13 protein-coding genes are annotated in these 14,692 nt (G+C 74.7%); 3 read left to right on the top strand and 10 right to left on the bottom strand.

The window, feature by feature from the left end; all coding sequences use genetic code 11:
* Window positions 1–4: 4 nt before the first annotated feature.
* Window positions 5–1,459: a rhamnulokinase gene (locus ACWF41_RS06170; protein ID WP_380320879.1), complete on the top strand. Its 1,455-nt coding sequence runs from the start codon at window positions 5–7 to the stop codon at window positions 1,457–1,459.
* Here ACWF41_RS06170 and ACWF41_RS06165 read toward each other — a convergent pair.
* The 9 genes from ACWF41_RS06165 to ACWF41_RS06125 all read right to left on the bottom strand — a co-directional run bounded on the left by ACWF41_RS06165 (window position 1,444) and on the right by ACWF41_RS06125 (window position 11,530).
* Window positions 1,444–1,980 carry an ATP-binding protein gene (locus ACWF41_RS06165; RefSeq protein WP_380320882.1) on the bottom strand — a complete coding sequence of 179 codons (537 nt, stop codon included), beginning with the start codon at window positions 1,978–1,980 and terminating at the stop codon, window positions 1,444–1,446. The two genes, ACWF41_RS06170 and ACWF41_RS06165, sit on opposite strands and share 16 nt — an antisense overlap.
* Window positions 1,981–2,180: 200 nt before the next feature.
* Window positions 2,181–3,701, bottom strand: a complete 1,521-nt coding sequence (locus ACWF41_RS06160; protein WP_380320885.1) for a glycoside hydrolase family 43 protein — start codon at window positions 3,699–3,701, stop codon at window positions 2,181–2,183.
* Window positions 3,702–3,833: 132 nt separating this feature from the next.
* Entirely contained in the window at window positions 3,834–4,319 is a 486-nt protein-coding gene (locus tag ACWF41_RS06155) for an HAAS signaling domain-containing protein (RefSeq protein ID WP_380347058.1), read from the bottom strand.
* Complete coding sequence (locus tag ACWF41_RS06150) at window positions 4,316–4,651, bottom strand: PadR family transcriptional regulator (protein ID WP_380320891.1); 336 nt, start codon at window positions 4,649–4,651, stop codon at window positions 4,316–4,318. Before ACWF41_RS06150 ends, ACWF41_RS06155 begins: the two co-directional genes overlap by 4 nt.
* A 107-nt stretch (window positions 4,652–4,758) precedes the next feature.
* Entirely contained in the window at window positions 4,759–6,087 is a 1,329-nt protein-coding gene (locus ACWF41_RS06145; protein WP_380320894.1) for a glycoside hydrolase family 125 protein, read from the bottom strand.
* On the bottom strand, window positions 6,075–8,402 hold the full coding sequence (locus ACWF41_RS06140; protein WP_380320897.1) for a glycoside hydrolase family 3 N-terminal domain-containing protein: 2,328 nt from the start codon (window positions 8,400–8,402) through the stop codon (window positions 6,075–6,077). The genes ACWF41_RS06145 and ACWF41_RS06140 overlap by 13 nt, the downstream gene beginning before the upstream one ends.
* Window positions 8,399–9,253 (bottom strand): carbohydrate ABC transporter permease, encoded by an 855-nt coding sequence (locus tag ACWF41_RS06135; protein ID WP_380320900.1) that lies wholly within the window; start codon window positions 9,251–9,253, stop codon window positions 8,399–8,401. The genes ACWF41_RS06140 and ACWF41_RS06135 overlap by 4 nt, the downstream gene beginning before the upstream one ends.
* Before the next feature lie 28 nt (window positions 9,254–9,281).
* Entirely contained in the window at window positions 9,282–10,220 is a 939-nt protein-coding gene (locus ACWF41_RS06130; RefSeq protein ID WP_380320903.1) for a carbohydrate ABC transporter permease, read from the bottom strand.
* 26 nt (window positions 10,221–10,246) lie between these two features.
* Window positions 10,247–11,530: an ABC transporter substrate-binding protein gene (locus tag ACWF41_RS06125; RefSeq protein ID WP_380320906.1), complete on the bottom strand. Its 1,284-nt coding sequence runs from the start codon at window positions 11,528–11,530 to the stop codon at window positions 10,247–10,249.
* A gap of 146 nt (window positions 11,531–11,676) precedes the next feature.
* On the opposite strand from ACWF41_RS06125, the gene ACWF41_RS06120 reads away from it, so the two are divergent.
* Both ACWF41_RS06120 and ACWF41_RS06115 read left to right on the top strand, forming a co-directional pair.
* Complete coding sequence (locus ACWF41_RS06120; protein ID WP_380320909.1) at window positions 11,677–12,690, top strand: LacI family DNA-binding transcriptional regulator; 1,014 nt, start codon at window positions 11,677–11,679, stop codon at window positions 12,688–12,690.
* 85 nt (window positions 12,691–12,775) lie between these two features.
* Window positions 12,776–14,032 carry a glycoside hydrolase 5 family protein gene (locus tag ACWF41_RS06115; RefSeq protein WP_380320912.1) on the top strand — a complete coding sequence of 419 codons (1,257 nt, stop codon included), beginning with the start codon at window positions 12,776–12,778 and terminating at the stop codon, window positions 14,030–14,032.
* 114 nt (window positions 14,033–14,146) lie between these two features.
* On the opposite strand, the gene ACWF41_RS06110 is transcribed toward ACWF41_RS06115, so the two are convergent.
* On the bottom strand, window positions 14,147–14,578 hold the full coding sequence (locus ACWF41_RS06110; protein ID WP_380320915.1) for a hypothetical protein: 432 nt from the start codon (window positions 14,576–14,578) through the stop codon (window positions 14,147–14,149).
* Window positions 14,579–14,692: the final 114 nt, after the last annotated feature.

The raw sequence follows: 14,692 nt of genomic DNA, 5'->3' as shown, positions 1-14,692 counted from the left end.
GGCGGTGCGGACGGGGGCGGCGACGCCGGGGCCGACGCTGGCGGGCACGCTCGCCGCCGTCGACCTGGGCGCCACCAGCGGGCGCGTCATCCTGGGCCGGTTCGGCGGGCGCGAGGGGCTGCGGCTGCAGCACGTGGCGCGGTTCCCGAACGACCCGGTCCGCACCCCCGACGGGCTGCACTGGAACCTGCTGGAGCTCTACCGCCAGGTGCTGGACGGCCTGGCCGCGGCCGAGCGCGAGGCGCCGGGGGAGATCCTCGGCGTCGGGATCGACTCGTGGGCCGTGGACTACGGCCTGCTGCGCGGCGGTCGCCTGCTGGGCGTGCCGTACCACTACCGGGACGGGCGGACGGCGGACGGCGTGGAGCGCGTGCACGCGCGCGTCGACGCCGCCGCGCTGTACGCCCGCAACGGGCTGCAGCACCTGCCGTTCACCACGGTGTTCCAGCTCGCGACGGAGGGGCCGCTGCTCGACCTCGCCGACCGGCTGCTGCTGGTGCCCGACCTGCTCGCGCACTGGCTCACCGGGGCCGAGGTCGCGGAGCGCACCAACGCCTCCACGACCGGGCTGCTCGACGCGCGCACGGGGGAGTGGGACACCGGCCTCGCCCGCCTCGTCGACATCCCGGCCGGGATCCTGCCGCCCCTCGTCGACCCGGGGGCGTCGCTCGGCGCCCTGCGGCCCGACGTCGCGCAGCTGGTGGGGCGGACGCTCGAGGTCACGGCCGTCGGCTCGCACGACACGGCGTCCGCCGTCGTCGCGGTGCCGGCCACGGACCGCGACGTCGCCTACGTCTCGTGCGGCACCTGGGGGCTCGTGGGCCTCGAGCTCGACGCGCCCGTCCTGACCGAGGAGGCCCGCGTCGCCGGGTTCACCCACGAGGGCGGCGTCGACGGGCGCACGCGGTTCCTGCACAACGTCATGGGGCTGTGGCTGCTGTCCGAGTCGATCCGCACCTGGGAGCGCGAGTCCAACGCCGCCCAGCGGTCCAGCACCCTGCAGGAGCTCCTCGCCGAGGCGGCGCACGTCACCGCCCCGGTGACGATCTTCGACGTCGACGACCCGCGCTTCCTGCCACCGGGGGACATCCCCGGGCGGATCGCCGACTGGTGCCGCGAGCACGACCGGCCGGTGCCCGCCACGCGCGGCCAGTACGTGCGCAGCATCGTGGAGAGCCTGGCCCAGGCGTTCGCGGACGCCGTGACGACGGCCGCGCGGCTCGCCGGGCGCACCGTGTCGACCATCCACGTGGTCGGTGGGGGCGCGCAGAACGCCCTGCTGTGCCAGGCGACGGCGGACCGCTCCGGCCTGCCCGTCGTGGCGGGGCCGGTCGAGGCGACGGCGATCGGCAACCTGCTGGTGCAGGCCCGCGCCCGGGGCCTCGTGGACGGCGGCCTGGAGGACCTGCGCGCGCTCGTCGCCGCGGCGTTCCCGGCCGAGCGCTACACGCCGCGGTAGGCCGCCGCCGGCCACGCGTGGCCGGCGGGGGCGAGCCGACGGCCCGGCGCGTGGTTCGGGGCATGGCCGGGCAGGGCGGGCGCGGCGAACTGCGCCCACACGTGCTTCTCGGCACCCGTGCTGTACCAGCCGACGCGGTCCGCGACCGTCTCCGCGAGCCGCAGGCCGTGCCCGCCCTCGCCGGGCTCGCGGCCCTCGGGGACCACCGGGGGCGCCTCCGGGCTGTGGTCGACGACGTCGAGCACGGCGACGTCCCCGTCGCACAGCAGGCGCACGACGACGGGCGGGCGGGCGTGCTCCAGCGCGTTCGCCACCAGCTCGCTCGCGACCAGCACCATGCGCTGCGTGCCGGACAGCCCGCCCGCGGCGGACGGGGACGCGCCCACGCGAGCGGCGGGACAGTCGCACGGGAGCCGCGTCTCGAGGTCGGCGCGGACGTCGGAGAGCTCGTCGACGGTACGGAGCGTCCACGACCCGACGACGTCGAGCCGCCCGGGGGGCCAAGCCTCGACGGGGATCACCGGCGAACGCCCTGAACCATGCCGCCTCCTGTGCCGTGGGGGTGAGGACGGTGCCGTGCGGCCGCGTCCCCGGGGAAGTCCGTCGTCGACCCTACTGCCCTCGCCGCGCCGTCGCGCGCCGGTCGAGGGTGCCCGCCAGGTCGGCGTCCGCAGCGCCGACGGGACCGCCTCCGACCACCCCCAGGGCCAGCTCCGCGGCATCACGCCTCCTTGCCGGCGACCGTGACCCGGACCGGTCCGAAGGTGCCGCCGTCGCCGGGGCGCAGGTCCGCGCCGAGCGGTGCGCTCGCGAACAGGCCCACCTCGGCGCCGACCCAGTGCCCCGCGTGCGCCTGCCACCCGGGCGCGGGCTCGTGCCAGGGGGCGTCGGGGTCGGCGGCGTCGCGCCAGCCCCAGGTGACGACGCCGCCCGCGTCGACGGCGGCGCGCACCACGACCCCGCGGCGCCCGCCGGGAGCGGGCTCCTGGGCGAGGATCTCCTCGTCGCCGTGCGGCCCACCGCGGCGCACGGTGACCTCGACCCCGGCGGGGGTGCGCTCCAGGCCCGCCCAGGAGTACGCGCGGCCGAGGACGACGACGCCGGCGCGGGTGCCGGGGGCGTCGCCCGCGAGCTCGACGCGCGTCTCCCAGGCGCTCGGCTTCCTGGGGAGGTGCTGGGCGAGGACCGCGCCCTGGTCGCGCAGGTTGCCGCGCGGCGAGGGCTGCGCGGGCAGGTGCAGGGTGCCGTCGCCGTCGGCCACGGCCCAGCCCTCGGCGGGGTTCGACTGCCAGTGCCACCGCGGCGCGAGGCCCGGCGCGGCGAAGTCGTCGCTGCGGGCGGGCTCGCCGGGCTCGGCGCCCGCGACCGGGGTGGGGTGCGTGAGCACCGGTGTGCCGTCGTCGCCCATGACCGGCCAGCCGTCCTCGTCCCAGCGCACCGGCTGCAGGTGGACGACCCGCCCGAAGACGCCCCGGTCCTGGAAGTGCAGGAACCAGTCCTCGCCGTCGGGCGTGTCCACCCAGGCGCCCTGGTGCGGGCCGTTGACGGGGGTGTCGCCCTGCGCGAGGACGACGCGGTGCTCGTACGGGCCCCACACGGACCGCGACCGGAACGCCGTCTGCCAGCCGGTCGCGACGCCGCCCGCGGGCGCGAAGATCCAGTACCAGCCGTCGCGCTGGTAGAGCTTGGGCCCCTCGAGCGTACGGAAGCCGGGCAGCTCGTCGCCGTCGATCACGGTGCGCGCCGGCCTGAGGACGCGGCGCAGGCCGGGGTCCACCTCGACCACGGTGAGGCGGTTCTTCACCCCGGCCCGGCTCCCGGCCCAGCCGTGCACGAGGTACGCGCGGCCGTCGTCGTCCCACAACGGGCACGGGTCGATGAGGCCCCGGCCCCGGACCAGGCACCAGGGCTCCGACCACGGGCCGCGGGGGTCGTCCGCGGTGAGCACGAAAATCCCGTGGTCCGGGTCGGGGTACACGATCCAGAAGAGCCCGTCGTGGTGGCGCAGGCTGGGCGCCCACACGCCGGAGCCGTGCCGGGGGAGGGCGTAGTGGCCCGCCGGCGGCAGCGCGGGCAGCGCGTTGGCGACGTGCTCCCAGGACACGAGGTCGCGCGAGTGCAGCACGGGCAGCCCGGGGGCGCGGTGGAAGCTGGACGCGATCAGCCAGTAGTCCTCGCCGACGCGCACGGCGTCGGGGTCCGGCCAGTCCGCGTCGAGGACCGGGTTGCTGTAGTTCGTCATGGTCGCCTTCCGTCACGTCGCTGGGACAGACGGCGGCATCCGCGGGAACTCGGTGACCGCCGCGCGACGGTCAGCCTAGCAACCGGTTTCTAGCACCTGACCCCCGGCGTGCTGGTCGACGGGCGGGGTGGCTCACCCCGCGGCGAGCAGGTGTGACACGTAGAGCGCCAGGGCACCGACGAAGGAGACGACGCTCACCGCGAGCGCGACCCGCTGCAGGGTGCGGTTCCCGGCGCCGGAGCGGAGCCGGACGACCGCCCACACGACCACGGCCGCCGCTGCGACCGGTACGACGAACACGGTCAGGGACGCGAACGCGGCCACGACGAGCCACACGTCGGCGGCGGGGGTGCGCGGTGCCGGGGCGACGGCGCTCGGAGCGGGGGTCGGCGCAGGCGTCGACGCGGCCGCGATGGCGTCCACCGGGCCCAGCTCGTCCAGCACCCGGCGGGCGCCGGCGTCGTCCGCGCCGTGCAGGGCGAGGGACTCGGCGGCGTGCTCGCGCACGGCGGCGAGCGTCTCGGAGCGCTCGCGCGGGTCGCTCGAGGCCAGGGCGCGCTCGAGGTCGGCGAGGTACGCCTCGACCAGGGGTGGGAACGCGGGGGCTGCGGTCATCATGGCTCCAAGGTCGTGCGGACGTCGGTGGTGAACCGGGACCAGGTGGCGGCGAACGTGTCGAGTGCCGCCCGCCCCTCGGTCGTGAGCTCGTAGTACCGCCGCGGCGGGCCCACGGGCGACGCGACCTGCGTCGTCGTGACCCAGCCCTGCTGGCGCAGCCGGGAGAGCAGCGGGTAGAGCGTGCCCTCGCTGGTCAGCAGGGTGCTGGTGCCGCCGAGGCGCTCGGCCAGCTCGAGCCCGTACGCGGGCCCCGAGCGCAGGCAGGCGAGGGCGCAGTACTCCACGACTCCCTTGCGGAGCTGGGTGAGGACGGCGTCCGGTGTCGGTACCATGCCTGACAAGGTAGCAGGTCTCGTGCGGTGCAAGGTAGCGGGGTCGAGAAGAGCCCCGGACGGTCGTGCCGTCCGGGGCTCGCTGGGCCTCCCGTGCTCTCGTGAGGTCAGGCGCCCGCGTCGTCGGCGACGGCCAGCGCGAGCTCGCAGAACATGGAGTCGGCCCAGGAGAACCACGGCCGGGAGAACTCGGTCGGGTCCGAGGGGTCGAAGCTCTCGTGGACGTGTCCCGTGCCGCCGTCGGTCTCGGCGAGGACGCGTAGCAGGCGCTCGCGGTCCTTGGGCGTGCCGGTCAGCCCCTCGACGGCGAGCGCGATGGGCCACACGCGGCCGGGCAGGGTGTGCGGGCTGCCGACGCCGGCCGCCAGGGTGCCGGAGAAGAAGTACGGGTTCGCCGGGCTGAGCACGAACGCGCGCGTCGCCCGCCACACCTCGGCGTCCAGGACGTCGGGAGCGACGAGCGGCAGCGACAGCAGCGACGGCGTGTTGGCGTCGTCCATGCACAGCACGCCGCCGAGCCCGTCCACCTCGTAGGCGTAGATGCGGGTCCCGGGCTCGCCGTCGGCGTCGCTGCCGGGCGCGGGGACCACGCCGTGCGCCGCGACGCCGGCGACCAGCTCGCCGGACAGGGCGCGCGCGTCGGCGGCCAGCGCGGTGTCGGCCCAGACCTCCTCGGCGATCTCGGCCACCGCCCGCAGCGCCTGCGCGGCGAACAGGTTCGCCGGCACGTTGTAGCCGTAGGTGCAGGCGTCGTCCGACGGGCGGAAGGCGCTCCAGGTCATGCCGGTGAACCCGACCGGAGTGCCGCGGCCGTCGCGGGCCAGCGTCTCGGTGGGGATCGTGGTGTCGCGGCTGAACCGGTACGGCGAGGAGTCGTGGTGCTGCTCCGCGCGCAGCTGGTCGACGACGGTGCGCAACACGCGGTGGGCACGGTCGTCGAAGACGTCCGTGCGGCCCGTGGCCCGCCACAGGCGGTGCGCCAGGGTGACCGGGTAGGTGAGGCTGTCGACCTCGTACTTCTGCTCCCACACGTGCGGGTCGTCGCAGACGTCGTCGGGGTCGTAGTGCGCGCCGGTGGGGCCGTCGTTGAAGGCGTTGGCGTAGGGGTCGTGGTCCAGGCACGCGAGCTGGCGGCGGACGACGCCGGCGACGAGGTCCGCCAGGGGCGGGCAGTCCGCGAGGAAGCGCAGGTAGGGCGTGAGCTGGGTGGTCGAGTCGCGCAGCCACATCGCGGGGATGTCGCCGGTGATGACGAAGACGCTGCCGTCGGCGCCCACCGTCAGGGTGTCGGTGAGCGTGCGACGCAGCGCGGCGTGCACCATCGCGGCGACGCGGTCGCCGGAGGTGGCGCGCACACGGTCGGCGGCCGCGCGCAGCGTCGCCTCGATCTCCGGGTGCAGGGGTGCGGGGTCGAGGGTGGTGGTCAGCGGTCCCACGGGGTGGTGTCCTCCTGGTCGGTGACGCGCACGGTGGCGGCGCCGGCGGGCTCGTCGAGGTCGGGGGTGCACCACGCGCCGACGGTCATGGGCGCTGCGACCGGCTCGCCGGTCGCCCAGGAGCCGAGCGCGTCGAGGCCGAGGTCGAACGTCAGGGACGTCGTCGCGCCGGCCGCGAGCGTGGCGCGCTGCACGCCCAGGAGCGTACGTCGCCGGGGCCGGATCCCGAGCTCGTGCCGGCGGCCGTAGAGCGGCACCGACACCTCGGCGGCGGGACCGGCGTTGGCCACTTCGACGGTGAGCGCCACGGTGGCCCCGGCGGCGAGGTCGTCCGCGCGGACGGCGGCGGCGGGCGTGCGCACGGTCGTCGTGACGCCCGGCGCGTGCGCGGCGCCGAACGGCAGCCCCCGCACCACGGGGTGGCCGAGGTAGCCGCGGGCGGTCTCGAGGCGCTCGTCGTGCGCCACGGGCACCACGCCGTCGGCGACGGGGAACGTCGCCGGGAGGCGCCCGGACGCGGCGCCGGTGAGCAGCACCTCGGCGATCGCGGCGCCGCCCGTCGGCCCGGGGAACGGGACCACGAGGAGAGCGTCGACGAGCGACGCGAGGTCGGTGAGCACCCGCGGGCGACCGTCCACGACGACGCCGACGACGGGCCGTCCGGCCGCCCGCGCGGCGCGCGCGACGTCGAGCTGGGCCTCCGGCAGCGCGACCGAGGAGAGGTCCACGCCCTCGCCGTTCGTCGTGTCCGCGGCGGGCCCCTCGACGGCGCCGTTGTCGGCGAACTCGTCGTCGTAGCTGCGGCGGCTGGTGCCGCCGAGCACCACCACGGCGACGTCGGCGCCCGCGCAGGCCGCACGCACGGCGTCGAGGGCGGCGGGGTCCTCCAGCGGGCCGCGCAGGCGGCTGCCGGCGGCGTGCCGCACGCGGTCCGCGCCGAGCCGGTCCGCCAGCGCCGAGCGCACGGTGGACGCGCCCGGGTCCTCGGCGGGGCGCGGCGGGGTGTAGTCGCCGAGCTGGGCGTCGAGGTCGTCGGCGTTGGGGCCAACGACGGCGACCGTGGCGTGGGGGCTCAGGGGCAGCACGCCGTGGTCGTGCACGAGGACGACGGCCTGCCGCGCCGCGCGCTCGACGAGCGCGACGACGTCGCGTGCGGGAGCCGGCGCCGCGGTCGTGGTCGTGGCGGGCACGGCCGGCTCCGCGGGCACGGCCGGCGCGTCGCCGAGCAGCCCGAGCCGGTGCTTGAGGGCGAGGACACGGTCGACGGCGCGGTCGAGCACCGCCTCGGCGACGAGCCCGCGGTCCAGCGCCTCCTCGACGTGCGTGAACGCCTCGTCCCAGAGGCTGAGGTCGACGCCCGCCTGCAGCGCGAGCGCCGCGGCCGAGGCCGGGTCGGGGGAGCTGTCGCGCAGTCGGTCGATCGCGGTGCCGTCGGCCATGACGAGGCCGCGCCAGCCCCAACGGTCGCGGATGGTGCCGGTGAGCAGCTCCTCGTTGGCGCTGCACGGCACGCCGTCGACGTCGTTGTACGCGGCCATGTAGCCGGCGACGCCCGCGCGGGCCGCGGCGTACGCCGGGCGCAGGTGCAGCTCGCCGAGCTCGCGGCGCCCGATCGGGGCGCCGGAGCCGTTGCGGCCGCCGATGCCCGCGCCCTGGCCGGCGAGGTGCTTGGCCACGACCGCGACGTGGCCGCCGTCGATCGCGTCGTCGCACGACGTCGTGCCCTGCATCCCGCGGACCGTCGCCTCGACGAGCGCCGCGGCGAGGGCCGGGTCCTCCGAGAAGCACTCCTCGGCGCGGCCCCAGCGGGGGTCGCGCAGCACGTCCAGCCCGGACACGAGCGCGACGTGCGTGCCGCGGGCGCGCGCCTCGGCGGCCACGGCGGCAGCGAGCTCCTCGGCCAGCCCCGCGTCCATGCCGGCGCCGAGGGCGAGGTTGACGGGCAGCGTCGTGCCGCCGAGCGCCATGAGGCCGTGCGGGGCCTCCTCGACGAACAGCACGGGCAGCCCGTCGCCGTACCGGGTGACGTGCTCCTGGACGGCGGCGTACGCCTCGGCGCTGCGCTCGGGCGGCACGCCGTTCTCCCAGCGCACCGCGGACCAGGGGTCCGCGCGCAGCACGCCGTACAGGGCGCCGAGGCCGCCCCAGCGGTCGACCTCGGCGCGCAGGACGTCGGTGACGCGCGGCGCGCCGTCGACCCAGCGGACCGCCTCCCAGCCCTTGAGGCGCTGGTTGACCTGGCCGATGCGGGTGCGCAGGGGCAGCGACGCCGCGCGGACGGGGGTGCCGGGCGTGACGGAATCGGGGAGGGTCATCCCTTGACCGCGCCCGACAGCAGCGCACGCTGCATCTGGCGCTGCAGCACCGTGTAGACGAGGTAGACGGGCAGCAGGGTGAACAGCGTGCCGGCCATGAGGACGCCGTAGTCGGTGCCGGCGTCGACCTTGAGGGTCGGCAGGGCGACCTGGATGGTGCGCTGCGCGGTGTCCGGCCCGATGAGGATCAGCGGGTACAGGTAGGCGTTCCAGAACGCGAGGAAGTTGAGCAGCAGGACGGTCGCGATGCCGGGGACGCAGATCGGCAGGTAGACCTGGCGCAGCACCTGCAGCGACGTCGCCCCGTCCATGGAGGCGGCCTCCTCGAGCTCGCGCGGGATGGTCCGCATGAAAGACGTGAGGATGACGACCGACAGCGGCAGCGCCGTCGCGGGCAGCAGCAGCACGATGAAGGTGCGGGTGTGGAACAGCCCCATGGCCGCGGCGAGCAGGAACGTCGGGAACAGCGCCGCGAACGACGGGATGAGGAAGCCGAGGGCGAAGACGCTCTCGACGACCTTGCCGGCGCGGCCGGTGGCGCGGGCCAGCGCGAACGACGCGGGCAGGGCCAGCACCAGCGTGAGCACCAGGGCGCCGACGGTGGTCAGCACCGAGTTGGCGATCGCGAGGCCGAGGTCGGCCTGCTGGATGGCGGTGGTGAAGTTCGAGAGGTCCCAGCTGCTGGGCAGCGCGAGGGGCGACTCGAAGATCTGCTCGTTGTCCTTGAACGACGAGACGATGAAGTAGTAGAAGGGCACGAGGAGCAGGGCGGCGTAGATCCACGCGAGCGTGCCGCTCGTGATCGAGCCGATGCGGTCCCGCACCCGAAGGGCGGCGGTCTGCCGGGCCATGACGGTTCTCCTAGGGCGAGGTCGGGGATCAGTGGGTGGCGCGCAGCACGCGGCGGATGACGCCCATGCCGACCAGGCCGATCACGAAGAGGACGACGCCGACGGCCTGGCTGTAGCCGAGGTCCGCCTCGACGAACGCCTTCTGGTAGATGAGGTAGGCGAGCGTCGTCGTCGAGGTGCCCGGGCCGCCCTGCGTCAGCAGCAGCACGTTCTGCGCGGAGTTGAACAGCATCGACAGGAACTGCAGCATCGTCACGACGCCGATGAAGTCCCGCGCGATCGGCCAGTACATGCGCCAGGCGACGCGCCAGTCGCCGGCGCCGTCGATGCGCGCGGCCTGCACGATCTCGGTGTCCACGCCGTCGAGCCGGGAGGCGATGAGCACGGCGGAGTAGCCGATGCCGCTCCACAGCTCGACGGCGATGATCGCGCCGAGCGCGGTGCTCGGGTCGGCGAGCCAGGCGGTGCCGTCGAACCCGAGGGGGCGCAGCACGCCGTTGACGAGGCCGTCCGGGTTGAGCATGGCGTAGAAGACCATGGCGGTGGCGGGCGCGGAGATGAGTGCCGGGATGAAGAGCAGGTAGCGCAGCACGCGGTGCCCGCGCGGCTTCTGCACCACGTAGAACGCGAGCAGGAACGCGAGCACGATCATGATCGGCAGCCCGATGACGATCTGCACGGCCGAGTTGCGCACGGCCGCCCAGAACGTCGGGTCGGCGAAGACGGCGGTGAAGTTGCCGAGGCCGGCGAACGTCGGCGTGGCGAGCATGCCCGGCCAGGAGAGGAACGCGATGACGAACATCGCGACCACGGGGCCGATCATGAAGATCGCGTACCAGACGAGGGCGGGCAGGGCGAGGCCCGGGAACCGTTCGCGCAGCGGCGCGCGGCGGCGGGTCCCGGCGGGGGAGCCGGGCGCCGGGGCACGGGTGGCGGTCGGGGGGCCGGCGGCGACGAGCGTGGCCATGGGGAGTCCTTTCGTGGCGCCGGCGGTCAGGCCGCCTGGTAGGCCTTCTCGAACGTGTCGACGATCTGCTCGGCGGACGCGGTGCCGTAGGCCATCGCGGTCGCCTTGACCATCGGTTCGAAGACGGCGTCGGGGATGAGCAGGTCGGGCAGCATGACGGGCGTGACGTCGTCGTCCGTGAGCCGGGAGGCCTGCGCGACCAGCGGGAAGTCCTTGCTGACGGTGTCCGTGATCCGGTTCATGTCGCGGCCGGAGCCGAGGATGAAGTCGTCGACGACCTCGTCGGAGTACAGGTACTGCACGAACGGCTTGATGAGGTCGAGCTTCTTCGCGCCGTTCTCGCTGATCCAGATGCCGTGCCCGTTGTAGCTCTTGATGACGCTGGGGCGGGTCAGCACGCCGCCGGACGACGGCATCGGCCAGCCGCCGACGGTGACCTCCTTGGCCCGCTCGCCCGGGACGAGCGCGAGCGCGGAGGACATCGCCGGGACGATGGCGGCCTTGCGGGTGTTGAACTGGGTCAGCTCGGAGTCCGAGGTGTAGCCCTGCACGTCGTCGACGAAGACGCCCGCGTCGCGCAGCTGGACGAAGTGCTCGACGCCCTGGAGGGCCGCGGCGCTCTCGGAGAGCTTGCCGGAGGAGAACACGGTGCGCGCCTCGTCCTGGGTGAGGAAGCCCTGCAGGACCTGCAGGAACATCTTCTGGCCGCTCCAGTCGGAGCCGCCCACGGTGACCGGGCCGATGCCCTTGGAACGCAGCTTGTCGGCGACGTCGATCAGCTCGTCGGAGGTGGTCGGGATGTCGACGCCGGCCTCCTCGAGCAGCCCGGTGTTGTACGACACCGGCCAGTTGGTGCGCGTGAACGGGAACGCGCGCAGCCGACCCTGCGGGTCGGTCCACTCGGTGAGCGCCTCGGGGAAGATCTTGTCCCGCAGGTCCCAGTCGTCGAGCAGGTCGGTCACCGGGATGGTGGCGCCGAGCCGCGTCCACGACAGGGTGCGGCCCATCATGTTGACGATCGCGACGTCGGCCGCCTTGCCGGCCAGCGTGCTCGTCTCGAAGACGATCGGCAGGTCCGAGCCGTTCTTGAGCTGAGCGACGGTGCGCCCGGTGCTGCGCTGGTAGGCGGCGACGACGTCCGCGAACACCTGGGCCCCGGCGACGGCGCCGCTGAGCTGGGTGTGCACGGAGATCGACCGCGGCCCGCTGCCCGCGGGGGAGAGGGCGCCGCAGGCCGCGAGCAGCGGGGTCAGCACCCCGCCGCCGATGGCCGCCTTCAGCACGGTGCGCCTGTTGACGCCGTGGGTCACTGGTCCTCCCTGAGAGCTACGGTGCGTCGTTCGGGGGGCGGAGAACAGCCTCCGCCACCGCTTTCTTGTAAAGCGGTACACATCAAGTGGCGTGCAACGTATACCGCTTTACAGAGCACGGTCAACCCCCTACTCTCGGACGCACCATGACTGCCACGAGCCCGAAACGCGTGACGATCGCCGACGTCGCCAAGCACGCCGGCGTCTCGCCCTCGGCGGTGTCCCACGCCTTCAACGGACGCCCCAACGTCTCCGAGGCCACGGCCGCCCGGATCCGGGCCGCGGCCGACGAGCTGAACTGGCGCCCGAACTACGCCAGCCGCAAGGTCTCCGGCCAGGGCGGCCGCAGCCTGGGCCTCGTCATCGCCCGCTCCCGAGAGACGTTCGGCCGCGACCCGTTCTTCATGCGTCTGCTGGCCGGCCTCACCGAGCCGCTCGCCGACATCGGCTGGTCCCTGTCGCTGACCCTCGTCCACGCGGACGAGGAGGAGCAGGTCTACCGCCAGTGGTGGGGCGAGCAGCGTGTCGACGCGTTCCTGCTGGTCGACGTGCGCAACGACGACCCGCGCCTCGCGCTCGTCGAGCAGCTCGGCGCCCCCGCGGCGCTCCTCGGCGCGCCGGTGGACGACGCCGTGCCCGCAGTGACGGTACAGGACGACACCGCCGTCGCGACCGTCCTCGGGCACCTCGCCGACCTCGGCCACCGCCGCGTCGCCCGCGTCACCGACGCCCCCGGCCTCGCGCACACCCGGGCTCGCGACGCGCGGTTCTCCCGCGCCGCCGGCGAGCTGGGCATGGACGCCTCCTTCGCCGCGTGGGACCCGGCGGCCGACGACCCGGTGGCCGACCTGCTCGGCCGGCTCGGCGCCGTCACCGCCGTCGTCGTCGACAACGAGACCGTCGCGGCCGAGATCGTCGCGCACGCGCCCGAGGTCGGCGTGCAGGTGCCGGAGCAGCTGTCCGTCGTGGCCTGGGAGGACTCCTGGGTCTCGACGCTCGTGCGCCCCCGCCTCACCGCCCTCGACGCCCCCGTGGAGGAGAGCGCCCGCACCGCCGTCGCCCTCCTCGAGCAGCTCGTGCGCGGCGAGGACGTCACCTCCCGGACCGTCAGCGGACGGCGGCTGGTCGTGCGAGAGTCCACGGCCCCGGCGCCCCGGTGACCAGCCCAGCACCACGAGAACTCAGCACCACGAGACAGCAGCAACACCGACACAGCAGCAACACCGACACAGCGAGGATGCTCCCTTGACTTCGACCGTGCCGCGCTTCGGCGTCAACTACACCCCGTCCCGCGACTGGATGTTCCAGTGGATGGCCGTCGACCCCGACGTCGTCCGCGCGGACTTCGAGGCGATCGCCGGCCTCGGCGTGGACCACGTGCGCGTCTTCCCGCTGTGGCCCGTGCTGCAGCCCAACCGCACCCTGATCCGCCGCCGCGCCCTCGACGACATCGCCCTCGTCACCGACGTCGCCGCCGAGTTCGGGCTGGACGTCGCGGTCGACGTCGTCCAGGGGCACATGTCCGGGTTCGACTTCGTGCCCGCGTGGCTCGTGAACTGGCACGACGGCAACATGTTCGCCGACCAGCCCGCCGTCGACGCGCAGGCCGCCCTCGTCGCCGCCGTCTACGACGCGGTGCGCGACCGCCCCAACTTCATGGGCCTGACGCTCGGCAACGAGCTCAACCAGTTCCTGGAGCCGAACCCCGCGGCCATGCCCGCCACCGTGGAGCAGGTGACGCACTGGCTGACCTCGCTGCTCGGGGCGCCGCGCGACCGGGACCCGCGCCACGTCGTCGTGCACAGCGAGAACGACCACCTCTGGTACTGGGACGACCACTCGTTCCTGCCCGAGCACGCCTCGCGCCTCGGCGACATGACCACCGTGCACTCGTGGATCTTCAACGGCACGGCCGCGACGTACGGCGCGCTGTCGCCGCAGTCCGTGCGGCACGCCGAGTGGATGATCGAGCTGTCGAAGGCGTTCGCGACCGACCCGTCGCGCCAGGTGTGGCTCCAGGAGGTGGGCGCCCCCTCGATGAACCTCGCCGAGGCCGAGATGCCCGAGTTCGCCACCCGCACCCTCGAGGCGGCCCTCACGACGCAGGACCTGTACGCCGTCACCTGGTGGTGCTCGCACGACGTGACCCGCGACCTCGCCGACTACAAGGACCTCGAGTACTCGCTCGGCCTGCTCGACACCGAGAACCGGGTCAAGCCGCTCGGCCGCCGGTTCGCCGAGGTCGTCGCGGAGGCCCGCCGCGGCGCGCTGCCGCTCGCGCAGCCGCGCACCGTGGGTGTCGTCGTCGACGTCGACGGCGCGGACCTGCCGCTCTCGCGGCCCTCGCTCGGCCCCGGCGGCGCCGTGTTCGAGCTGTGGCACGACCTGCGCGAGCGGGGCGCCGCCGTCACCGCCGTGACCAGCGCGACGGCCGCCGACCCCGCGGCGCTCGAGGCCCGCGGGATCACCGAGCTCGCGCGCGCCGAGGTACGCCCGGCCTGACCCGCTCCATGGATGCCGAACAGGCGGTTGCGCACGTTCTGAACGCTCAGAAGGTGCACAACCGCCTGTTCGGCGGACGGGGCGGGTTCGCTGGGCGTGCATCGAGCGTCGAGGTCAGCTCGCCGCCTGGCGCACCAGCGCGGCGAGCCGCTCCTCGAACGCGGGCGTCCAGGCGAGCACGGCGAACGCCGTCGGCCAGAAGTCGCCGTCGTCGAGGTGCGCGGCGAAGTCGAAGCCGACCGTGGCGTAGCGGGTCTTGAACTTCACGGCGGGCTGCATGAACACCACCATCTTGCCGTCGCCGTTCGCGAAGCCCGGCATGCCGTAGTACGTCTTCGGCACGAGGTGGGGCGCCACCTGGGAGACCACCCGGTACATCCCCTCGGCGATGTCCCGGTCGGTGCCCTCGAGCGGGTCGATCGCCGCGCGCACGGCCTTCTCGCCCGCGGCGCGGTTCTTGCCCGCCTTCTCCTGCTCACGGAGCTCCTTGGCGCGCTGCTTCACCGCGGCGCGCTCGTCGGCGCTGAGACCCTCGGACGTGGCCATGTCGTTCCTCCCGGCTGGTGGGGGGGGGGGGGCAGGCGGGCCCCACCCCCCCCCCCCCAAAGACGACCCGCTCCCCCCCCTCCTCCCCCCCCCCCCCCCCCCCCCCCCCACCCC

The sequence above is a fragment of the Isoptericola sp. NPDC055063 genome, assembly GCF_053608125.1.
Note: the sequence above shows the minus strand (reverse complement) of the source record. Positions and strands in the feature narration are given on the sequence as shown.